Origin of the sequence: Bacillus sp. EB01 (assembly GCF_000613125.1) — a bacterium.
In the GTDB taxonomy this organism is placed as follows: Bacteria; Bacillota; Bacilli; order Bacillales; family Cytobacillaceae; genus Bacillus_D.
Genome location: NZ_HG964497.1, coordinates 126,476 through 149,264 on the forward strand (window position 1 = coordinate 126,476; position 22,789 = coordinate 149,264).

The 22,789-nt window shown below is 42.2% G+C and carries 21 protein-coding genes; 9 read left to right on the plus strand and 12 right to left on the minus strand.

The features are described from left to right. Positions 1 to 2: 2 nt before the first annotated feature. Genes TY16_RS00550 through TY16_RS00580 form a run of 7 tightly spaced genes read left to right on the plus strand, consistent with a single transcriptional unit; the run spans position 3 to position 5,794 of the window. Positions 3 to 2,417 carry a Na+/H+ antiporter subunit A gene (locus TY16_RS00550; RefSeq protein WP_155922099.1) on the plus strand — a complete coding sequence of 805 codons (2,415 nt, stop codon included), beginning with the start codon at positions 3 to 5 and terminating at the stop codon, positions 2,415 to 2,417. Then, positions 2,401 to 2,826, plus strand: a complete 426-nt coding sequence (locus TY16_RS00555; protein ID WP_043929718.1) for a Na(+)/H(+) antiporter subunit B — start codon at positions 2,401 to 2,403, stop codon at positions 2,824 to 2,826. The genes TY16_RS00550 and TY16_RS00555 overlap by 17 nt, the downstream gene beginning before the upstream one ends. Positions 2,827 to 2,828: 2 nt before the next feature. Continuing rightward, complete coding sequence (locus tag TY16_RS00560) at positions 2,829 to 3,167, plus strand: Na(+)/H(+) antiporter subunit C (protein WP_043929719.1); 339 nt, start codon at positions 2,829 to 2,831, stop codon at positions 3,165 to 3,167. Further along, entirely contained in the window at positions 3,160 to 4,647 is a 1,488-nt protein-coding gene (locus TY16_RS00565) for a Na+/H+ antiporter subunit D (protein ID WP_043929720.1), read from the plus strand. The genes TY16_RS00560 and TY16_RS00565 overlap by 8 nt, the downstream gene beginning before the upstream one ends. A gap of 43 nt (positions 4,648 to 4,690) precedes the next feature. Then, the gene (locus tag TY16_RS00570; RefSeq protein WP_197028339.1) at positions 4,691 to 5,173 is read left to right on the plus strand and encodes a Na+/H+ antiporter subunit E; all 483 of its coding nucleotides are present in this window, start codon (positions 4,691 to 4,693) and stop codon (positions 5,171 to 5,173) included. Beyond that, positions 5,167 to 5,451 (plus strand): Na(+)/H(+) antiporter subunit F1, encoded by a 285-nt coding sequence (locus tag TY16_RS00575; protein ID WP_043929721.1) that lies wholly within the window; start codon positions 5,167 to 5,169, stop codon positions 5,449 to 5,451. The genes TY16_RS00570 and TY16_RS00575 overlap by 7 nt, the downstream gene beginning before the upstream one ends. Continuing rightward, the gene (locus tag TY16_RS00580; protein ID WP_043929722.1) at positions 5,429 to 5,794 is read left to right on the plus strand and encodes a Na+/H+ antiporter subunit G; all 366 of its coding nucleotides are present in this window, start codon (positions 5,429 to 5,431) and stop codon (positions 5,792 to 5,794) included. Before TY16_RS00575 ends, TY16_RS00580 begins: the two co-directional genes overlap by 23 nt. Positions 5,795 to 6,555: 761 nt before the next feature. On the opposite strand, the gene TY16_RS00585 is transcribed toward TY16_RS00580, so the two are convergent. The 3 genes from TY16_RS00585 to TY16_RS26000 all read right to left on the minus strand — a co-directional run bounded on the left by TY16_RS00585 (position 6,556) and on the right by TY16_RS26000 (position 10,828). Next, positions 6,556 to 7,731: a NupC/NupG family nucleoside CNT transporter gene (locus tag TY16_RS00585; RefSeq protein WP_043929724.1), complete on the minus strand. Its 1,176-nt coding sequence runs from the start codon at positions 7,729 to 7,731 to the stop codon at positions 6,556 to 6,558. 442 nt (positions 7,732 to 8,173) lie between these two features. Continuing rightward, entirely contained in the window at positions 8,174 to 8,623 is a 450-nt protein-coding gene (locus TY16_RS00590; RefSeq protein ID WP_043929725.1) for a hypothetical protein, read from the minus strand. A 255-nt stretch (positions 8,624 to 8,878) separates the two neighbouring features. Continuing rightward, complete coding sequence (locus TY16_RS26000) at positions 8,879 to 10,828, minus strand: Ig-like domain-containing protein (RefSeq protein ID WP_155922100.1); 1,950 nt, start codon at positions 10,826 to 10,828, stop codon at positions 8,879 to 8,881. Positions 10,829 to 11,018: 190 nt separating this feature from the next. On the opposite strand from TY16_RS26000, the gene TY16_RS00600 reads away from it, so the two are divergent. Then, positions 11,019 to 12,161 carry a cysteine desulfurase family protein gene (locus tag TY16_RS00600; RefSeq protein WP_052342537.1) on the plus strand — a complete coding sequence of 381 codons (1,143 nt, stop codon included), beginning with the start codon at positions 11,019 to 11,021 and terminating at the stop codon, positions 12,159 to 12,161. 29 nt (positions 12,162 to 12,190) lie between these two features. On the opposite strand, the gene cysK is transcribed toward TY16_RS00600, so the two are convergent. Further along, on the minus strand, positions 12,191 to 13,114 hold the full coding sequence (cysK, locus tag TY16_RS00605) for a cysteine synthase A (protein ID WP_043929730.1): 924 nt from the start codon (positions 13,112 to 13,114) through the stop codon (positions 12,191 to 12,193). Between the two features lie 278 nt (positions 13,115 to 13,392). Here cysK and TY16_RS00610 point away from each other — a divergent pair, with 278 nt between their 5' ends. Then, the gene (locus TY16_RS00610) at positions 13,393 to 14,427 is read left to right on the plus strand and encodes a YeiH family protein (RefSeq protein WP_081772835.1); all 1,035 of its coding nucleotides are present in this window, start codon (positions 13,393 to 13,395) and stop codon (positions 14,425 to 14,427) included. A gap of 424 nt (positions 14,428 to 14,851) precedes the next feature. On the opposite strand, the gene TY16_RS00615 is transcribed toward TY16_RS00610, so the two are convergent. The 8 genes from TY16_RS00615 to TY16_RS00650 form a co-directional block, all read right to left on the minus strand. Further along, complete coding sequence (locus TY16_RS00615; RefSeq protein WP_043929731.1) at positions 14,852 to 16,057, minus strand: FAD-dependent monooxygenase; 1,206 nt, start codon at positions 16,055 to 16,057, stop codon at positions 14,852 to 14,854. A 36-nt stretch (positions 16,058 to 16,093) separates the two neighbouring features. Then, positions 16,094 to 17,206, minus strand: a complete 1,113-nt coding sequence (locus TY16_RS00620; RefSeq protein WP_043929732.1) for a cupin domain-containing protein — start codon at positions 17,204 to 17,206, stop codon at positions 16,094 to 16,096. A gap of 25 nt (positions 17,207 to 17,231) precedes the next feature. Then, a complete protein-coding gene (locus TY16_RS00625; RefSeq protein ID WP_043929733.1) occupies positions 17,232 to 17,729 on the minus strand; it encodes a DinB family protein in 498 nt (165 codons plus the stop codon). Position 17,730: 1 nt separating this feature from the next. After that, positions 17,731 to 18,684, minus strand: a complete 954-nt coding sequence (locus TY16_RS00630; protein WP_043929734.1) for a fumarylacetoacetate hydrolase family protein — start codon at positions 18,682 to 18,684, stop codon at positions 17,731 to 17,733. Between the two features lie 22 nt (positions 18,685 to 18,706). After that, complete coding sequence (locus TY16_RS00635; RefSeq protein WP_043929735.1) at positions 18,707 to 18,961, minus strand: YciI family protein; 255 nt, start codon at positions 18,959 to 18,961, stop codon at positions 18,707 to 18,709. A gap of 110 nt (positions 18,962 to 19,071) precedes the next feature. Then, positions 19,072 to 20,325, minus strand: coding sequence for an MFS transporter (locus TY16_RS00640; RefSeq protein ID WP_043929736.1), 1,254 nt, complete (start codon positions 20,323 to 20,325; stop codon positions 19,072 to 19,074). Between the two features lie 182 nt (positions 20,326 to 20,507). Continuing rightward, complete coding sequence (locus tag TY16_RS00645) at positions 20,508 to 21,455, minus strand: alpha/beta hydrolase (RefSeq protein WP_043929737.1); 948 nt, start codon at positions 21,453 to 21,455, stop codon at positions 20,508 to 20,510. A 123-nt stretch (positions 21,456 to 21,578) separates the two neighbouring features. Then, positions 21,579 to 22,700, minus strand: a complete 1,122-nt coding sequence (locus TY16_RS00650) for an FAD-dependent oxidoreductase (RefSeq protein WP_052342538.1) — start codon at positions 22,698 to 22,700, stop codon at positions 21,579 to 21,581. Positions 22,701 to 22,789: the final 89 nt, after the last annotated feature.

A 22,789-nucleotide genomic window follows, 5' to 3' on the forward strand; every position in this document is an offset into this window, starting at 1 on the left:
AATTGCATTCCATACACCTAATGATAGTACTTCCTTTTCTATTCGCTCTCTTTGTGCCGTTTTTATATAAATACTTTGCACCGCGGATACACACAGGATGGTTTGTATTATTTGTTCCAGCAGCAATCTTCCTATACTTTCTCCGGTTTATCCCCCGGCTCCCAGATGGCGATAATCTTTTAGCCTCTGTTCCCTGGATGCCTTCACTCGGCATTGACTATACCGTGTATAGTGATGGGCTCAGCTTGATTTTTGGCCTACTGATTACTGGTATAGGGGCTCTTGTCATACTTTATTCCATTTATTATATGTCCAAACACAGGGAAGCCCTCCATAATTTCTATGTTTACTTGTTGTTATTTATGGGGGCAATGCTCGGGGTTGTCTTCTCGGACAATATCCTGCTTCTTTATGTTTTTTGGGAATTAACGAGCATCTCTTCTTTCCTATTGATTGCTTATTGGTATCAGCGTGAACGGTCACGCTATGGTGCACAAAAGTCTTTGCTTATTACTGTATTCGGCGGGCTTGCCATGCTTTCGGGCTTCATTATGTTATCGATGATAACTGGAACCTACAGCATTCGGGAAATGATTGGCCAGGTTGATGATATCACCGCTCATTCCTTGTTCATACCGGCAATGATCATGATACTGCTGGGTGCTTTTACAAAGTCCGCTCAGTTCCCGTTCAGTATATGGCTGCCAGGTGCGATGGAAGCTCCTACACCAATTAGCGCCTACCTCCATTCAGCTACCATGGTAAAAGCAGGTATTTACTTAGTTGCGCGCTTTACGCCTGTTTTTGGAGGAGAAGCCGAGTGGTTCTGGCTTGTCTCTGGTATAGGTATCATTACGTTGCTTTATGGTTCTATAAACGCTGTAAAACAAACTGATTTAAAGGCTCTGCTTGCCTATTCAACCATAAGCCAATTGGGCCTCATTATGAGCCTGTTCGGTATGGGGTCTGCGGCTTTGTATTTTAACGGAGGCGATGAATCTTCCGTTTACAGTGTTGCTGTCTTTGCTGCGATATTCCATCTTATCAACCATTCCACCTTTAAAGGCGCACTTTTTATGGTTGTAGGAATTATCGACCACGAAACCGGTACCCGTGATATCCGTAAACTCGGAGGCTTAATGCAAATCATGCCGATATCCTTTACGCTTGCTGTAATTGGAGCATTTTCAATGGCAGGGCTCCCTCCGTTTAACGGGTTTTTAAGCAAGGAAATGTTTTTCACAGCTGTGGTGAATGCTTCAGGCATGTCGATCTTCAATATGGAAACACTCGGTATACTTTTTCCTGTCATCGCCTGGGTTGCCAGTGTGTTTACATTCATCTACAGTATGATTCTTGTGTTTAAAACGTTTAGAGGAAGATACAAGCCTGAAAAATTGGATAAACAGCCACATGAAGCCCCGATTGGTATGTTGATTCCGCCAATCGTACTGGCTATCCTTGTTGTAGTTATTTTCTTCTTTCCGAATGTCCTTTCCGAATATTTGCTCCAGCCAGCAGCACATGCTGTTCTGCCTGGCTTGCCGGAAAGTGTATTTGCCAAAGAAATCAGCGCTTGGCACGGACCTAATCTTGAGTTATTCATGACAATTGGAGTTGTCGTATTCGGGGTTCTGCTTTATGTATATTTAAAAAAATGGGTCGTTTCCCTAAGGAAGTATCCTCATTCGCTAACCTTGAATCATTTCTATGATGTGTTGCTCGAACGAAGCGAAGAGATTTCCAGGTCACTGACCAATCGATATATGAATGGCAGTATCAGGAATTACTTAGTCTATATTTTCGGGTTTTTAGTTCTGCTTGCCGGGGGTGCTCTCCTGGTTTCAAATCGGCTTTCAGTTGATGCGGCAAACAATGCGCCCGTCACTCTGTTTGAAGGAGCAGTTGCTGCCGCAATGATAGCAGCTGGCTTGACGGTTCTTTTCACAAAATCCAGAATGACTGCAATCGTTGCTCTTGGAGGGTTGGGGTATCTCGTTTCCATGTTATTTGTTTTATTCAGGGCTCCGGACTTAGCCTTGACGCAATTGGTTGTGGAAACGGTGACGACTGCTTTATTCCTGCTATGTTATTACCACCTGCCGAAATTCTTTAAAGGCAACGAGCGAGTACCATTTAAGCCTTTAAATCTGATTATTTCTCTTGGTGTAGGAGCAACAGTAACACTGTTTGCTTTGTCTGCCAATGGCAACAGGCTATTTGAACCTATTTCAAGCTATTACGAGAATTCCTATGAACTTGCCGGAGCAAGAAATATTGTAAATGCCATTCTGGTTGATTTCAGGGGAATTGATACCATGATGGAAATAGCGGTTCTGACGATTGCCGCCCTTGGAGTCTTTACATTAATTAAACTTGAAATGAACAGGAGTGAGAAGAATGAAGAAACTAAATGATGTCATACTGCGAAGTGTGGCAAGAGTTGCAGTTGTCATTATTCTCACCTTTGCTATAAACCTCTACTTCTCTGGCCATCATTATCCTGGGGGAGGTTTTATCGGCGGGCTTACGCTTGCTTCTGCCGTTACACTGCTGTTCCTTACCTATGATATTGAATCGGTACGGGAGAATGTACCTGTCGACTTTAAAGCAATGGCGGCAGTAGGAGTACTTATTGCAGTAATGACAGGGGCTGGAGGAATGCTCTTTAATGAACCATTCCTTACACAGGCATTCGACTACTTCAACTTGCCCATATTCGGAAAAACCGAGCTGGCAACAGCGGTGATTTTTGATCTCGGTGTCGCTTTGGCGGTAATTGGGACAGCCATGACTATTATTATTACGATAAGCGAGGACCGATAACTATGGAAACTTTAATGTCGGTACTTGTCGGGGTTTTGTTTACCATTGGAACGTATTTGATTTTATCTAAAAATCTATTGAGGATTATACTGGGGACCTCGGTCATTAGCCATGCTGTCAATCTGCTGATCATTACAATGGGCGGATTAAAAACAGGTGGAGCTCCCCTTTTAGGAATTGGCGGGGATACCTTTACTGATCCTTTGCCGCAGGCACTTATTCTTACGGCAATTGTCATCAACTTTGCGACCACCGCCCTTTTCCTAGTCCTTAGCTATCGTGCATACAGGGTGCTTGGAACTGATGACACGGAACAAATGCGAGGTAATGAAAATGAATAATTTACTCATTCTGCCCATTATTATCCCTTTAATCATAGGGATGGTCATGGTCATCATTCGAAACAGGATAATGCTGCAGCGGCTGCTGGGGATTCTGGCTATCGTGGCTACCGGGGCGGTATCAGCCGTTTTAATGTTTCAAATTAAAACGGATGGCATCCAGGTTCTCCATATTGGCGGCTGGAAGGCGCCTTTCGGGGTAAGCTTTGCTGCTGATATGTTCTCTGCTCTTCTACTAATTACAACAAGTATCGTTGCGCTATTTTGCTTTCTTTACGCGTTTCGTTCTATTGGGAAGGAACGGGAACTGCATTATTTTTACCCGTTATTTTTATTCCTTATTACAGGGGTTAACGGATCATTCATTACAGGTGATATCTTTAATCTGTTTGTCTGCTTTGAGGTTATGCTTATATCCTCTTACGTATTAATCTCCCTGGGCGGAACGCGTCTGCAACTGCGGGAATCGATTAAATATGTGCTTGTAAATCTAATATCCTCCTTCCTTTTCCTTGTGGTAATTTCTTACTTGTACGCCACAATAGGGACGCTGAATTTCGCACATCTGTCAGTCCGCGTTGCTGAGGCCGGACAAGACGGCTTGCTTACTGCTATTTCACTGCTGTTTTTAATTGTTTTTAGCCTGAAGGCGGGATTGTTATTATTCTTTTGGCTGCCTGGTTCCTACAGCGCACCTCCCACAGCGATTGCGGCTGTGTTTGCAGCGCTTCTTACCAAAGTGGGTATTTACTCTATAATTCGAATTTTTACGCTCGTGTTTTACCACGAGCCGGAAATAACCCATTTGATTATCGGAATCATGAGTGCACTTACCATGCTATTGGGTGCAATAGGTGCAATTGCATATTGGGACATTAAGAAGATCCTTACGTATAACGTAATTGTTGGAGTTGGCTTTATTTTAGCAGGACTTGCCTCAAGCACACCGGAAGGATTAACCGGATCCCTTTACTACCTTATTCATGACATGATAATTAAGGCCCTTCTCTTCCTTATCGGGGGAACTGTTATCGCGATTATAGGAACGGCTAACCTGAGAGACTTCAGCGGCTTGATCCAAACATATCCTTATCTAGGCTGGATGTTTTTTGTAGCAGCACTGTCATTGTCAGGGATTCCGCCGTTAAGCGGGTTTATCGGCAAGGTTTATATTACAGAAGGAACATTCGAGGCTGGTTACTTCTGGCTAGGGGCAATAGGCCTCCTAACAAGCCTGATGGTCCTTTATTCTGTTTTAAAAATCTTTATGTATGGTTTTTGGGGAGAATCCTACCTTAATGAAGAAACTGAAAAAGGGAAAACGAAAGGATTACTGTTCCCAATTGCAGCCCTGACTGCTCTTACCATCGCACTGGGGCTTGGGGCTGAGGGAATTCATTCCTTTGCAGAGCTTGCTGTTGAAAGCTTGATGGATCCCTCACTTTATATTGATGCAGTCCTTGGAGAGTACAAAGGTTGATCTCAAAAAGATTTTTTGATTATTACGGAAAGGGGTGGTCTTCGTGGCAATGCAGGTATTAACCAATCTGTTTATCGCCTTGCTTTGGGCGGCTCTCCAGGAGGATTGGAGTGTTCTGACCTTTTTCAGCGGCTACTTGGTCGGAATCCTCGTCCTATTCTTAATGCGCCGCTTTCTTCCGGACAATTTTTATTTGATTACATTTTTAAATATCATTAAATTATTTTTCGTTTTTATTCAAGAATTATTTACCTCCAGCTACCTTGTGATTCGGCAAGTCATAAGGCCAAAGTTAAATATAACACCAGGAATCTTTACTGTGAAAACAGATTTGGAGACAGACACAGAGGTGACCCTTCTCTCCCTGCTGTTAACCTTGACCCCGGGATCAGTTGTTATTAAGGTTTCAGATGACGGCCAAACGTTATACGTCCATGCAATGGATATCCCTGAATCAAGTGAGTCTGTGCTTAAATCGAAACTGCGATTTGAAAATTATATTAAGAAGGTGACACGGAAATGTTAGATTTAATATTAAAGATTTCATTGGTCTTCCTGACCCTTTCCATTCTTGCCACCTTTTATCGTCTCATCAAAGGCCCATCGTCTCCTGACAGGATTCAAGCGCTGGATTCAATCGGGATTAATTTGATAGCCGGTGTTGCCATTACTTCTGTCCTTCTTAGGACACATGCTTTTTTTGAAGTGATATTGCTGATTGGTATATTATCCTTTATTGGAACCCTTGCGTTTGCAAGATTCCTCGAAAGGGGTGTAGCCATTGAATCCAAACGATCTGAGTGAAATGATCGCGGCTATTCTTATTTTGGCGGGCACGTTCATTAGTTTTTTAAGCGCCATCGGATTAGTCAGACTGCCAGATGTGTATACACGCTCCCATGCCGCTTCAAAAAGCTCAACTCTGGGTGTTTTGTTTACACTGGTAGGTACTTTTATATTCTTCCTTTTTAGTGATGGCTTCTTTAGCGTCAGGCTGCTGCTTGGAATCTTCTTCGTATTCCTGACCGCCCCGGTATCAGCACACTTAATTGCCAGGGCTGCTTATATTACGAATGTGAAAATGGCCGAGACAACCGTCAAGGACGAGCTGGGCGAAGCAATAGAAAAACTGAAGCAATCTAAATAAGTCATTGTCCCTTCATTTATGGAGGGGCATTTTTTATTTTGCTGTGTAAAAAAAGTGTGTTGATTTCCGCTACAACAGGGAGCTCTTTATCACGGGAAAGGTGAATTTTGATCGCGAACCATGTCACTATCCGTGAAGCAGCTGGCTTCAGACACCGATTAATCCATGAGACGGGTTCTCTCAGATTAATCTGCTTGCTCCTGGCACCGATTAATCTATGAGACGGGTTCTCTCAGATTAATCTGCTTGCTCCGGACACCATTAATCTACGAGACGGGTTCTCTCAGATTAATCTGCTTGCTCCAGACTCCGATTCATCTATGAGGAGGGTTCTCTTGGATTAATCTGCTTGCTCCAGACACTGTTTAATCTATGAGAGAGGTTCTCTTGGATTAATCTGCTCGCTCCAGACACGGATTAATCTACGAGACGGGTTCTCTCAGATTAATCTGCTTGTTCCAGACTCCGATTCATCTATGAGAGAGGTTCTCTTGGATTATTCTGCTTGCTCCAGACACTGTTTAATCTATGAGAAAGGGTATTCTTGGATAAGGCGGGCGATAAGCCAGTCTTGCTTCAGTGCTTAGCCTCTCTAATAACGGCGATACATGTGGAGTTAAGGGTTTTATAATTTTGGTGCAGGGCTATAGCCCGGCTATCAGAAGTGTGCAGTGTTTAGAGCATTGCAGTGCCGATGCCAATTTTCACTCAGCATAAAAACCCCCTTTCTCATAAGAAAGAGGGTTAATTTTATTTTTATATTAAAGGAACAAGCCTACGATGGTTCCGGTCAGAACAGATCCCATAGTAGCCACTAACAATACCTTCAAACCAACCTTGGCCAACCGGCTTGCCTGTTCACCATTGATGGCTTGTACGGTTCCAAGGATAATTCCAATTGAAGAAAAGTTCGCAAATGAAACCAAGAATGCTGAAACGATACCGACTGTCTTCGGAGTCATATCGGGAATTATTTTCATAAAATCAAGCATTGCAACAAATTCATTAGCCGCAACTTTCGTACCCATAACAGAACCTGCCCTTACAATTTCCGAGGTCGGTATTCCCATTATGAATGCAACAGGTGCGAAAATGTACCCGAGAATTTCCTGGAACGACATCCCTACCAAACCTTCGAGAATGAAGTTCAGCATCGCAAGTAACCCAATATACGTAATCAACATTGCTCCTACGATCAGAGCGGTTTTTCCTCCAATTAAAGCACCATTACCGATTGCTTCAAATAATGATTTTTCAGGAATCATTTCTTTTATATCAATTTCTTCATCTTCTTCCTTTGGTACCGGGCAAACCATTGAAGAAAGAATTAATCCAGAAAAGACGTTAATAGGTAAAGCTACCAGTACAAACTCCGCGGGAATCATTTGCATATAGGCACCTAATATCGAGCATGATACCGCTACCAGAGAAGATGTTACTACTATAAACAAACGATTTGGAGAAAGTTTATGCAGCTGGGATTTAACTGAAAGAATCGCAGTTGTATCACCAAAAACCATTGAATTGACCGCTACAAATGATTCAATTTTAGGCAGGCCAGTTACTTTAGCAACAGCACCGCCAATATATTTAATAGCTAATGGCAAGATTCTCGTATACGTTAAGATAGATAGCAATGCAGATACAAAAACAATCATCATTAGGACGTCAACAAAGAAGTAGCCCTTCGTCGATAAATCACCAAATACAAATGAAATTCCTTCATGACCGAAAGACAAAACTTTATTAAAGACATCGACTATTGCTTGCAAAACTTTTTTACCAATTGAGGTATTGAGCATGAACCAGGCTATAAAAAGCTGTACAGCCAGCATGATGCCGACAGCCCGATAATTAATGTTTTTCTTATCGTTCGACATTACCCAAGCAATCCCAATGAGTGCGAGGATTCCTATAATACCAAGTAAAATTGTCATTCGTTTTACCCCCATAACTAAAATAGAAATGATATATCTCCAAACAAGCAGGCTTTTATGTTTAACGATGGAGTTCCAATTCCCTAAAAAACCAAGCCCAAACCGTTAGCGCTTTCATTTATTTCGTTATTGCAAAATAACTATAACATATTTTTGAACATTTGTTTCACCTATTTTGAACAAAAATAAAGTTTTTATATTGCTAATTCAGGGATTCTTAGGTAAATTCAGATAATAGGTATTTATAATAGTATATTTTTTAAAAATATGAACTTTTGTAAATGAAACTTTGAAATATTGTAAAAATATACTGGATTGGAATAATTTACACCGCGATTATAGTGAAAACCTTAAAAATAGGTATAAAAAAAGCCACTCCCAGGTATAAGCGGCTTTGCTTTGTTATTCAACAATGACTTTTGTTAAAAAGGAATGCTATTTTTTACTGAAATGACTCTGCCACTGCAACCATCATTTCCTTGGTGACTTTTTCGTCTGTAAAGTATGTCAAGATGTAATGATAATCACCATCTGTCCAATGAATCGATGGTCCAGGACCCTCTATAAAGAAACCATCGTTTCCATTAATCGTAACATCCTCTTGGTATTGAAGATTGTGATATTCAACTTGGGGCGGTTCTATAGTCAATGAAAGTCGCATTCCTTCTTCCCCTTTAAATATTACCTCGTTTATATTTGTTTCATGGGGCGGAATAACTCGTTCGTACTCTACTATGGTCATTGGAAATGATGTTGGCAACTTTGGCGAAATTCCTTCCTTTTTTAATTCTTCTTTAAGTTCAGTATGGTTAAACATTATCTCTTTTTGACTACATCCAACTATTAACAATGGAACTAATAAAAACATTAGTATGGACAATGCCTTTTTCATCAACACCCCTCCCTCCCTAAAAATTACTTACGGTTTATTAAACACAAGGTTTCAGCTTCAATCACGATTATTCACTATTACTTATACTATACCGCCTCACTAAAAAAGTAATTTATATATAAAGCTATATACCACCATAAAATGGTAAAAAATCCCTTTTGTAGCTATAGCAACAGTCTTAACTAAAACAGCTATAAAAAAGGCCAATTCTCAAAGAATTGGCCTTTAAAAGCTTGATATTTAAGTTTTTCATCCTTAGGAGACTGTGACCGTACGAGTGACACTAATTTTACCCTTGGAGTCTTTTGCATTGATGTACATTTTCGTTCCAACGCGGTATTTCGGAATTTTCACCGAAAAGTTGCCGTACACATTCGCCTTTGCTGTATATGTCCTGGTACCAACCTTTACGGTGATAGTAGCATATTTCTCGGTTTTACCCGTCACAGAAGTGGAATAATAACGGACCTTATTAACGACAGGCTGGTTCGGAGCGATTCTGACAACCGTTGCCGATTTAGCAGCACTTACACGATCAGCACTATCTTTGGCTGTTACCGAGATTTTTGTTCCCCAATTTTGAACTGGAATTCCAATTTTAAAATTACCATATTTGTCTGCCTTTTTTACATACTTTTTTCCGGCAATTGCCACTGTTACTGTAGCATTCGCTTCTGTTTTCCCAGAGACCGCAAAATCCTTGTTATCTACTGTAGAAACGGAAGGACTATTCGGAGCGACCTTCAATGCCTTAGTTGATTTTGGCGCACTGACCTTCCCTGCTGCATCTTTTGCTGTCAATGTTAACACTGTACCGGCATTTTGGGCAGTGAATGGAATTTTAAAAGCGCCATATTTGTCCGCCGTTACCGCTTTATATGATTTTCCTGAAATATATAGCGTTACTTTGGCATTTGCTTCTGTCTTTCCCAAAACCAAAGTTGTTTTGTTTGTTACAGTATTCATAGTCGGCATATTCGGCGCCGCTCTGGTGACTTTAATCTTCCTGGCCGGGCTTTTATTCCCTCTTCGATCAGTTGCGACAGCCGAAATTTCAGTGCCGGTATTTTGGACTGGAATTGTTATACTAAAATTACCTTCTTCGCTTGCTGTTACAGTCTTATAATGCTTACCGGAAATAGACAAAGCTAAAGTTGCTTTTGACTCTGTCTTTCCTGTAACTTTTGTGGCTTTATTCGTTACCTTATCAATAACTGGAGCCAAGGGGTTGGTCTTATTTACATAGGCTGATGAAATATAACCTAGTTTGCCACTAGCAGATTTAACCGGATACCAGACAAAGTGGTTCTGACTATCCTTATTGGAGTCGTAAACGAAATTACCATTTACTATTAAAAATGTACCTTCTGTTAAAAGTACCCGGTTATAACTACTGCTTGGACCATCCCTAAAACTGACATTATTCTCGGTTACAATAACCCTATCCCTTGCTTTGTATAAATAGGCAGATGTGGTCAATGGGCCTGTCAGAGTATATTCCTTTACATTGAATACTATATTTTCATCCGATTCCCTATCGTAGCTAAAATCACTAGTTTTAAAAGGAAATTTAGCTAGGACGGAACCTCCCAAAAAGCTCTCTTTTACTATCTTAGAAAAAACTTTTTCTTGATAAGCGTTTGTATTCTTTGTTCCATCTTCTTGATATAAAGGGCTGTTTACAGGCTTAATACCGTTATAAGCCATGACCGGGAAATACCAGCTCTCTATTATTTCCCGTTTTGCTCCTTTAATTTTCGGAAGATCAGTACGGCTATAATTGGCATTTAGAATTTTCAAGCCCTCTTTAATGTTAAAAATGAGGTCATTTTTTAAAGCTTTTATATATGCAGCATCCTTTTCAGTAAAACCAGAAGATCCTTCCCTTTTATAATTGGTAATCTGCATAATTCCGATGCCGCCATCTGAGGTTACCAAAGGATTTCCTTCAGAATCAAATTGCCTCCAAGTACTTTCTTGACACGCAACTGACTTAACAACTTCAGGAGGAATATTTGCCTCCAAAGCCGCACTTGTTAGTATAGAATTAACTTGTTGATAAGACGGATTAAATTTATCTGGAACACCACTTAAATCTCTCGCACAACTACTATCGGTTTCCGTTTGCGCTGACACTTGAATAACAGGAAAACTGCTAAGCAGCAACGTTCCAACAATGCCTGCCTTTAACAACCAAGACTTCATTATATTTCTCCCTTCATATTCAAGGTAGTAATTTACCACACTATTAAAATTCTACCTTATAAGTATTGGAAATGTAACTATAAACTTTCCAAAAAATGTTTACATATTTTTGTACTGGTTTAGACATTTACTATGTATTAATCTGATTGCTACAATGATTATGAGATTTTATTTTAGAAGGATGAGCGATATGCCAACGATTTATTTCGACAACAGCGCTACCACAAAGCCATATCCAGAAGTTATCAATACAATAACTCGCATGTTGGCTGAGGTTTATGGGAATCCCTCCTCTCTTCATCAGTATGGGAAAGAAAGCAAGCGCGAGATTGAAAGAACAAGGATAATCATTGCTGATTCACTTGGGGCGGAACCGGAGGAGATTTATTTTACATCCGGAGGAACTGAAGCTGATAATCTAGCGATAAAAGGGGCCTGCCTGGCGAATTCTCACCTTGGCAATCATATTGTCACCACCGAAGTGGAGCACCCTGCAGTTACAAAAACAATTCGCGACTTGAAAAAGCAAGGCTGGAAGGTCTCGTACATTCCAGCACCAAATGGTGTACTAGATTTGGCGGAATTGGAACATTCTATCAAACAAGACACTGTCCTTGTCAGTGCTATGCTCGTCCAGAATGAAACTGGTGTAATTTTTCCTGTAGATGAAATAAAGAACATCATTGAAAAAAAGGCGTCACCCGCTCTTTTGCACTGTGATGCTGTTCAGGGATATGGAAAGCTGCCCCTTTCCGCAGAGAGTCTTGGGGCAGATCTTATCAGTATAAGCGGCCATAAAATACTCGGACCAAAGGGTATTGGTGCTTTATATGTAAAACGGGGTACAACCATGTTCTCAACTATGTTTGGAGGCGGGCAGGAACGAGGTTTACGGTCGGGAACAGAAAATACGGCCTTTATTGCTGGATTCGGTACAGCTGTCAAAATCATTTTTTCCACTATCGGAGAAACGATGGGTTATTTAGCAGGATTGAGGAATTATTGCATGGATCAGATTGAGGAACGTCTCCCACAGGCTGTGATCAACTCATCAAGACAAGGTGCCCCGCATATTGTCAATCTCTCCCTGCCTGGCCATGATAACAAAAAAGTCGTTGAAAAGTTGGATGAATTGGGGATATACATATCCTCTGCTGCTGCCTGCAAATCCAATCAATCGCGGGGGCCTTCAGTCCTGGAATCGCTTGGGTTAAGCCGAGAAATCGCTAAAAGTGCGATCCGTATCAGTTTTTCATATGAGAACACAAAAGATGAAGTTGATATTCTTATTAAAGAGTTGGCGCGGTTATACAGTAAAGGCCCAAGCAATTAATGCTTTGGGCCTTTTTTATAGATCATATTTTAACCGGGAAATAAATCCGAAGATAGATACCGTTCACCGGTATCAGGAGCAAAGCATAAAACACGTGCAGAAGGCGGAAGGTTTTTTGCGATTTCAACTGCATAAAATGCAGAGGCAGCACCCGAGGCACCTACGAAAACCCCTTCTTTGGCAGCAAGTTTTCTGGCCATATCCTGTGCATCCTCATCCTTTATATGGAGAATTTCGTCATAGATTTCACGGTTTAAAATCTTGGGAATAAAACCGGGGCCTGTTCCAGGAATTTTATGCGGGCCTGGTTCCCCTCCTGATAAAACAGGTGAACCAAATGGTTCCACAACATAAATTTTCAGGTTCGGGTTGGCTTTTTTTAGCTCCTCTCCTACTCCCGTTACAGTCCCTCCAGTTCCCGCTGTTACGACGAGTGCATCAAGCTTTCCTTCAAACGACTCCAGTATTTCAACGGCGGTTGTCTTGCGATGGGCGTCAGAATTCGCTTCGTTTTCGAACTGCATCGGGATAAAGCTATCGGAATAGTTCGAAGCCAATTGATTGGCTTCCTCAATTGCCCCACTCATCCGCTTGGCAGCCGGGGTTAAATGAACTTCCGCGCCGTATGCTTTCAGGATTTTAACCCTTTCCTGTGTAGCATTGTCCGGCATTGTGATGATGCATCTGTATCCCTTAACTGCACAAACCATTGCGATTCCAATTCCTGTGTTTCCTGAAGTCGGTTCAATGACCGTGCTTTTTCCCGGAATGAGTTTTCCTTCTTCCTCTGCACGGGTAATCATATTGAACGCTGCACGGTCTTTCACACTTCCCCCCGGATTAAAGGATTCCAGTTTCATATATACCTCGGCTCCAGCCGGATCCGGCAATTTATTCAGTTTTACGGTTGGGGTATTTCCAATTAAATCAAGAACTGATTGATACAATTTCAAGTCTTTCACCTCGAGGACTAATATCTTCTATTTATCATAACAAACCGTGTCGCAGCTTGCCATTCTTCAAGAACTTAACAGGATACGAAAAAGGTACCAAGCTTTAACACTTGGTACCCATTACTATTAGTTAATGAACTAAGTATCAATTAACTTGTAGTCTGCAAACGGTTGGATGTTTTATATAATAGCTGTATTTTAGCTGGTCAAAGAAGTTGTACGATGGTAGGATAGGAAAGGCATTTGAAAAGAAACTAGCTTATTCGGAGGTCCACATCTTGAAGAGCAAGCATGAAACAATGCAATCATTTATAGACAAAAACAAATTTTCATCATGTATTCCAGGAATCATATTGACAGCACTTATTGCAATTTTGGCTCATTTTTTAGGTCAGGCCTTCCCAATTCTTGGCGGAGCAGTTATTGCTATACTTCTGGGAGTCATCATTAAACAAACGGTTGGTGTACCGTCCTTATTTTCCAAAGGCATAAGCTTTACATTAAAAAAACTCCTTAAAGCAGCGATTGTCTTACTTGGTTTCGGCTACAGCTTTATAGAAATTTACAGTCTCGGCCTGAATGCTCTCATCATTGTTATAATAGCGGTCCTTACTGGTATCTTCCTTACATACTTTCTGGGCCGCCTTTTTAAACTGGAAGGAAATATCCCCTTGCTCATCAGCCTGGGAACCGGAATTTGCGGTGCAACTGCCATTGCTACTTCAGGGCCGATTATAAAGGCAAAAGAAGAAGAAATCGTATATGCGGTCAATACGATCTTCGCGTTTAACGTGCTTGCTGTTCTGGTGTATCCTCTTATAGGGCATCTCTTGTCCATGACTGACCATGCATTCGGGGTATGGGCGGGTATAGCGATCCATGATACATCATCTGTTGTTGCTGCGGGATATAATTACAGCGCTGCAGCAGGTGACACATCCGTTGTTTTTAAACTAATCCGGACACTTATGCTCGTGCCAGTCGCAGTCATATTGTCTGTTATGATTACCATGAAAACAAAAGCTTCGGCAGTCGGGTCAGATAAAGTTAAGATATCAAAAGTGTTTCCGTACTTTATCCTCGTCTTTGCAGGCGCTGCAGCACTCAACACGATCGTTCCATTACCTGGTGCAGCTGTGGAGGCAACTTCCATTGTCGCAAAATATATTATCCTGATGGTCATGGCTAGTGTTGGGCTTGGGACTGACATTGGAAAAATTAAATCCGTCGGCTTACGGCCATTAATAGTTGGCCTGCTTTCATCTATACTTATGGGAGCCGTTACTTTTTTATTGGTTGGTGTGTTTTATTAAATACGGCAGAACTATTTAAAATGTCCTTGATATTGGATTCCAAGGACATTTTACTTCTTGGAAAAGAAAATTGTCCTTAGTTTCTGATTTAAGTTTTGTGCTTCTGTATTCTGGATATTTCTGCATCGAATGGTACCAACGACTCTCTTGACACCGTTTTGCTCATAATCTATCAATGAAATGTTATTAATAGAGGCTCTTGGAATCGTTTTGCCTTAAATTTTATACTGAAATGTTATCAATGAAGCTTATTGATATCGTTTTACCTAAAGTCTTGCACTGAAACGTTACCAATAGAGTTTTTAAAGATTGCTTTATTCGAAATCCAGCATTGAAATGTTACCGATCCAACATATTGCACTTTTCTTAAAATAAAAAAAGAAGCAAGGCTGCTCGCCCTTGCTCCTCTATACGTGTATTAGGGTTAGCTGCCAAGCTGTACTGCTTTAGCTCCTATAGTTTTATATCCATATAGCCAGACAACCATCTCGAATTCTTTCGCTTCTTTTTTCTCTAGCAGCGTATTTCGTAAGAGTACTGAGACAGGGTCAGTGGCATGAATGATTTCTCCCCATGTTCGTGCACTTCTTTGTACTTTGGCTGTTCGAGGAATGCGTTCGTTTTGATATTCCTTAAATGCTTCTTCAAAATTATCTCCATAAACTTTTAGCATGTCCGCTAGATACGATGCATCCTCCAATGCCTGGCAACCACCCTGGGCAAGGTACTGTAGCATTGGATGGGCAGCATCTCCCAGCAGCGTAAACTTGCCATTGGTCCAATTGTCTATCGGGTTTCGGTCATACATCGGCCAGCGAATTTGTCGCTGAATGAAGGACAAAGCTGTTTCCACTTTAGGGTGGCAGCCTTCAAACACCTTATCCATCTCTTCCGGAGTTCCCCAATCATCGGAGTCTTCCTTATAATTTGTGCTCTTAAAAACCACAACCTGATTATAAAGTTCACCGCGGCGCACAGGATACTGGACGACATGCAAGTTAGGGCCAATCCACATAATCACATCGTCCATTTCAGCGTCTCCGCTAACTTCAGAAATCGGAATGGTTCCACGATATGCAACGTATTGGGAACAAATTGGCTTGTCATCCGAAAAATACTTTCGGGCTTTTGACCACAGGCCATCCGCTCCGATTACGGCTTTCCCAACATGACGTTCGCCATTTTTGTTAATGACCGTAACCTCTTCCTCATTTTGTTCAACCGTATCAATGGTCTGACCATTCACGAGGCTTATGAGCGGATTTTTTTCACATGCCTCGACCAGCACACGATGGAGATCTGAACGATGAAGCACAATGTATGGAAATCCATACTTCGCCTTGAATTCATCTCCCAGATCGAGCGAGGCCAATTCCTTAGCCGTGTATACATCCTTTAAGACAAGCCGATTAGGGAATACAGCGTGTTTCGAAATCTCGTCCGCTACACCAAAACGATCAAGAACAGCCATTGCATTCGGGCCCATTTGGATCCCCGCACCAATTTCTCCAAACTGCGGCGCCTGTTCAAGCACCGTTGTCCGGTGACCTGCTTCAGCAGTTGCAAGAGCAGCTGCCAGTCCCCCGATTCCTCCCCCGATTACAAGAACTGGATTATCCTGTTTTACCATGATTCTATCCCCCTTCAATAAATTTCACAGGTTTATTTACACTAAGACAGGTTTGAATTCATTTTTCGCTTCCTGGTACCCGTTATTGCTCTCAAAGGCGACTTCACGCTCAAGGTCAAACTTTTCCATGATTGGCAGGTCGTTAACCGAGAAGAAATACGTTTCCTCCTCTGCGGCATGTTCATGGACTGCCCAGTTTGGAATGATAAAGTAATCGCCTTTTGTCCAGTCAAAACGAACACCATTTATGATGCTGTAGCCTGATCCCTTAAACACCTGGTAAATGGCTGAATGTGTATGACGGTGGGCCTTTGAGTGAAATCCTTTTGGCAGATACTGCATCCAGGCACCGATGTTGGGATTGGCTGTCTGGCCTGTTGATGGGTTGATGAATTCGACAGCGTAGCCATCGAAAGGATCTGGCTCGAAGCGGGATAGTCCCTCAATTGCTTTCAAGGTTTGTTTCCACTTATACGCGCCAAGTGGCGCAACCTTTGGATGGCGATCCGAAATTGGGCGAACCATCCCTCCCTGATAGCGCTGGGCCGTATAGTTGTCCGGAACTTTTGGCTGTTCAATTCTTTCAGGGTAAGGTTCAAAGAATGTGCCGCCAAGCATATAAATGGTTGGTATGTCCAATACGTCCATCCAAATCATCGGTTCTGTTCCAATATGGCCGTGCCCATGCCAGAGATTTTTTGGAGTAATGACAAAATCGCCTTCCTCCATAAAAATACGTTCGCCCTCAACGATTGAATATGCGCCCTCACCGTGGGTAATAAACCGAAGAGCATTTTGTGTGTGGCGATGGGATGGTGCTACTTCCCCTGGCTGTAATAGCTGTACTGCCGCATATAGCGTTTGTGAGGTAGACGCCCACCCCCATGGCTGACGGTAATCAAGCCCAGGGTTTTGAAGGTAAATCGCCCTGCGCTCGCCGCCGCGGTCAGGAGTGAAAATCTGTGCTGCCTCCATTAGTTTTTTCTGGAGAAGATCCCATTTCCATAAATACGCCTGAGCATGCGGTTCTGGCTGGTGGTGCATCAATGCAGGTATTGCCTCCCAAAGCGGTCCGAGATTGTATTGGCGGATATCCTGGGTAAAATCCTGTACAATTTTACTTTTAAAAAAATCGTTTTTTTCTGCCATTCTACTAACCTCCTATTGAATATAATTAAAGGTTTGCCTTTGATATATTCCGTTCAACCTGCCTCAAATGCTTGGCGCTGTGGTCAACAAGCAAGTGGTCGACAATAAAGGAAAGCGGCTTAACTCCAAAACGCGGGTTTCGGCTAGGCGCTTCCTGTGCGAGTGTTTCATCGTTTAGTTTATTCAACGTTTCGGCTACCCGTGGCTTCAGTTCCACAAGTGCGTTTAATATTTTCTCACGAGAAGTGCCAGCCACCTTTTCCTGGCCCACAGCTTCAAGCCGCTTTTCATCCTGCAGCCCCCTGCCCCACTCGCTGCCTGGGGAAACGAGCAGACGCTCGACTTCATCCAGCCAATACTGAACTGCTTCTTCCACATGGCAGAGGATTTGCATGATTGACCATTCTTCCTGAGAAGGGTTCCAGCGCAACAAATCCTCAGGCAGGTCTTTTACTCTCGAAACTAGTTCGTCAAGAGACTGATGAATAGATGCAATTGAGCTTGTCAATGTTGGAGTGCTCATGCTAGTTCACCCCTACTGCTTCTTTAACAGCCGCTACCCGGTTCTCAAGGACGCCAATTTTCACTATCTCTATTTTTACGAGATCGCCATCTTTCAGGAACACTTGAGGTTCACGCGCCACACCGACTCCTCCGGGTGTTCCCGTCAAAATCACATCGCCTGGCTCAAGCGTCATCAGGTTCGATAGGAATTCAACCAGGTATTGCACAGAGAATACGAGATTCGCAGTATTTGAGCGCTGGCGTTCTTCACCATTTACTGATAGGACAACTTCAAGGCCCGCGGGATCTGCAAGTTCATCGGACGTGACAAGCCATGGACCCATAGGCGCGCTGCCCTCGACCGTTTTCCCCTGAAGCCATTGAAGGGTTCTGCGTTGGAGGTCGCGGTATGTAACATCGTTGACGATTGTATAACCGGCTACATAATCAAGGGCATCCTCTTTGGAAACATTCCTTGCGCGCCGGCCAATAACAAACGCAAATTCAGCTTCATAATCTAATTGCTTTGATATCGGAAAAAACGGAATATCGTCCTGCGGCCCAACAACAGTGTTCGCAAATTTAGCAAAAACGACCGGATACGGTGGCAGTTCGCGCTTCATCTCCAAAATATGCTCGCGGTAATTATGGCCAACACAAATCATTTTTCCAGGCACAGGTACCGGCGCTTCCACTTTCACATCGTCAAAAGCAAAAACAAGTTTGCGACCTTGATCTTCACGCTTGCAAAGCCCGAATTCAGCAGCCTCCTTTGCAAGCTCCTGGCTTTCTTTCCCTCCCTGCAAAAACCCGATCATATTAGCTGGAACAAACGCTTCGGCAATTTGACTGGCCCTCAATTTCCCTTGCTCCCGCAGTTGAGCCTTGTAGGATTCATGGAGATCAACGACCTCCCCATCTTTAACTGCACCAATTCGGGTAATGCCATCCTTTGTAAATGTAATCAGTTTCATAAAAAACTTCCTTTCTAGTAAATTAGTTGGCGTTCCATTCCCTAATCTTGTAAGTGGCTTCACTTTCATCGTTCATAGGGTCTTTGCTGACAGTTTCTCTCGCTTCCTCCAGTGATTCCGCGGAAAGAACATAGGCACCGCCAGTATGATCTTCAAAAGCTCCCGCTGTTAATAATCTTTCACTTTCCTTTAATTTTCCAAGGAACTCCCGGTGGCCAGGAATAAGGTTCCCAGTGAAGGAAGGCTTTCTTTCAATGAAGACTAAATATTTTTTCATCTTTTCACCTCTTAATAACTTAATTTGTGAATTATTTATTAAATATATTGTTCACTAATCCTTAGCCCGCGGCTTAAAGTAGATGCGGGCTAAGTGATTAATTGCTAATGCTATACCTGGACAGCTGTTGGTGTTTCTTCTTCCTTGGTACTTTTTAGTTTTAGAGGTGCTGTCTCCTTGTAAAAGAACGTCAATGCAAGAGCAATAACCCCGGCAGCAGCAGCGACGTATAATGGGGTTTGAATCCCGTAAATATCAGCTAACTTGCCATTGATCATTGGATTCAGGAATCCGCCGATTAACTCTCCTATACCGATTGTCAGGCCGATCGCAAGGCCAGAGTAGCGTAATGGTACGGATTCAACCGGAATGACGGACATGGACATACCAATTACTCCCGAACCGGCAGAGCCCAAGAACAAAAGCGCCATCATTAATGGAACGGAATCCGTAAATACAATACTTAGAGGCACGAGAATTAATGCCAATCCGGAGACCAATGAAGCTGGCTTACGGCCGGTACGCTCTGAAATTGTCGGGATTAAGAAACCAAAGATTGCATAGCCAGCACCAAATGAAGCCATGACAAAACTCATTGTTGTATCGGACAGCCCTTTTGCCTGCACCAAATAAGTTGGTCCAAAAATTTGGAATGCCATCAATGTTGTCATGACAAGGCTGAATATAAGAATAGATAGCCAAATATTGCGGTGCTTTAGCACATCTTTCACTTTTACTTTATCTGTCGACTTAAACTCATGCATGGCATGGAGTTTTCCTGGGTCAGGATTTTTCACTGTTTTTAAGATGACAAAACTCAAAATAATTCCTGGAATAATTGTTAAATAGAATGCAGTGTGCCAGTCAAAGGTGGTTGCTAGAGCAACGATTACAACTGGAGCTAAAATACTTCCGAATAGCGCGTTACTAGTGTTCATTGTGAAACCTAAGTTAAATCCTTTGCGTCGCTCCGATGATTCAATTGCTAAAATGGATTGTGTTTGCGGAATCAGCGGGCCTTCTACAATTCCCATTAAAAGGCGAAGAACGAATAAAACTGCGAAAGATTGTGCCAAACCGTGCATCAAAGAAACGATTGAGAATGCCAAAACTAACAGTGCCATCATTGTTTTCTTACTCTTAACTTTATCTGAAATGAATCCCCCCAACGGGCCGGACACAGACCAGGTTAATGCAAGAGCAGCCCCAAGCAATCCTAATTGCGTATAGTTTAATCCCAAATCTACAGAAATCATCGGGAATAGGTAGTTAATCGCCAAACGGTCAAAAAACACAAACCCCACTGTAAAGAAGACGATTGCTACCAATTTATTTTCGTAAGTCCAAAACTTTTTCTTTTCCATAAAATAAAACACCCTTCCTTAAATTGAATTCCGAATATTAAGAAATTTTCAGGCGGTTTTATTCCTTTAAAGGTGATAGAATTCCAATGATTTTCTGCTTAAAGTGCAAAATCCATTCCCTTAGTTCGCTCAAAGCATGTGCGGAAGTGACCAGTGTGTCTGTAAGATCACTTCCGCATGGTTTATGTTAGTGAAATACTTGAAGCTGATTTGATTAAGAAATCTGCTGTACGTTTATAAACATCCTTATATTCATCTAGATGAGTGAATTTGCCGAGGAAACCATGAGTAACTCCTTCATACCGTTTGGTTTCAACGTACACACCGAATTTCTTTAAATTTTCTGCAAAAAGTTCTCCTTCATCCCTAAAAGGATCATACTCCGCAGTAATGATGAGGGCTGGAGGGAGGCTTTCTAAATTCTCCTCTCTGATTGGTGAAACAAGCGGATCATCTGTGTCCACTCCGCCCAACAGATAGAAGCTGTTCATTTCAGCCAATTGATCGCTCTCCACGAAATAGCCCTTTCCGTTTTCAATTAAAGACGGATAACGGAACTCACTAAAATCCAGATCAAGGGATGGATAATATAAAACTTGCTTTGTTAGTGTAAATTCCTGTTTTTCTCGCGCCATCAGCGCAATTGCCGCAACGAAATTTCCGCCTGAGCTATCCCCTGCAATAGCAAGGTTTTCTCCGTCCCAGTTTAATTCGTCCTTATGCTCTGCCGCCCACTTCGTAACATTGTAGCAATCGTTTAATCCAGCCGGAAATGGATGTTCAGGGGCAAGGCGGTAGCCAACGGAAATGACTTTATAGCCAGACTCATAGCAAATCGGGCGGACAACTTCATCATGGCTTTCCAACGTTCCCGAGAAAAAAGCGCCTCCATGAAAGTACATAAGAAGTGGGTATGAATCAGATTCCTTCGGTGTATAAATCCTTACCGGAATATCTGCTTCAGCGGTAGGGACTGTTCTTTCCTCGACCGAATGGACCTGAACTCGTTTTTCAACTGGCAAGATAGGGTTATCAAACATTTTTCGATGTTCTTCCGGTATGACTTTTGGCTTTAAATCGAAATGTGGCAAACTATCTAAAATCTTTTTTATCTCTGGATGTACTGGCATGTGTGCAAACCTCCGTTTTCTGCTCTTTCGGCCGCTTCTTCGTTTATTGAATATTTCCATAAATAATAATATTCTGACTTAAATTAGCAGACCTTTTCTTAACCCGCCTTACTTTGGACCGTATTAGTTAGCAATAGGCTTATTTTCAAAGTGTTCTTTTTCAGGGAACGCCGTATCCGCTTCATCGGATGGGAATATACGTGATAAATTTTGATACAGATGAGTGACCGGTTTCCTTAGCCCTTCGTATTTTTGGAGAGCTTCCTCAACTGTTCCTGCATCCCGCAAGACTTTAGCCAATACGCCTGCATCCTGGATGCACATATTTGCTCCCTGTCCCTGGTTATGAAGCATTGCATGTGCGCTATCCCCGATTAAAGCGACAGTTTTTGTAACCCAGCGGTCGATTGGATTAATATCGCATAACGGACGGCAGACCCAATCTTCGAGCTTTACACTTTCAATGAGTTTAATTAGGTTAGGATGAAAGTGCTGTACAGAGTTTAATAGGAAATCCTTTGTTACATCCGGCTGAAGCGCAAATTCAATTGATGGAACAGTAATATCAACTGACACCTGGTTCCGATGCTGTAATGGCAATAAATAAGCCTGTACTTTGCCATCTGTATAAATACGCAAACAATTTTCCTCCGATGTCATACCCAATGTATCTTCGTGACTGACCGTTACACGGTATGCATAGTACCCTGAGTAAACTGGGTCGGCTACTCCGAATAGTTGGTCCCGGACAGGCGAACGGATGCCATCTGCTGCTAAAACTAGGTCCGCTTCAATTGTTTTGCCGTTAGCAAATTTAACTTCTGCATAATCCCCATGATCCACAACCGATACACAACGGTGGTCTAAATGCACAGTATCAGCCGGAACATGTGATACAAGGGTCTCAAGGAGATCAGCCCTATGGATTAATCTGGCCCATTGTTCTTCCTTGTTATCTGTTAAAATTGGCCACTTTTCTCTAATAGCTATTTCACCTGCAGGAGTAAGTATTTCCATATAATCGCTTTGTGTGGTCACTTTTTCGATTGCCTCATAAATACCCCAATCCTTAAAGCATTGGATACTAGGCGGACGCATTCCGATTCCTGCACCAACTTCCCTCAAAACTGGTGCTTTCTCATATACAGTTGGGTTAAATCCTTCCTTTCTGAGTGCAACCGCAGCTGATGCACCAGCAATTCCGCCTCCGATGATGGCAATCCTTAAATCCGATTTTGATTTCATACACATTTTCCCTCCTATGCCCGATTCGTTTTTTTGACCTGCGATTTTAAAAACAAGTAGAACAGATACCATTTAGTAAGGAAGAAACT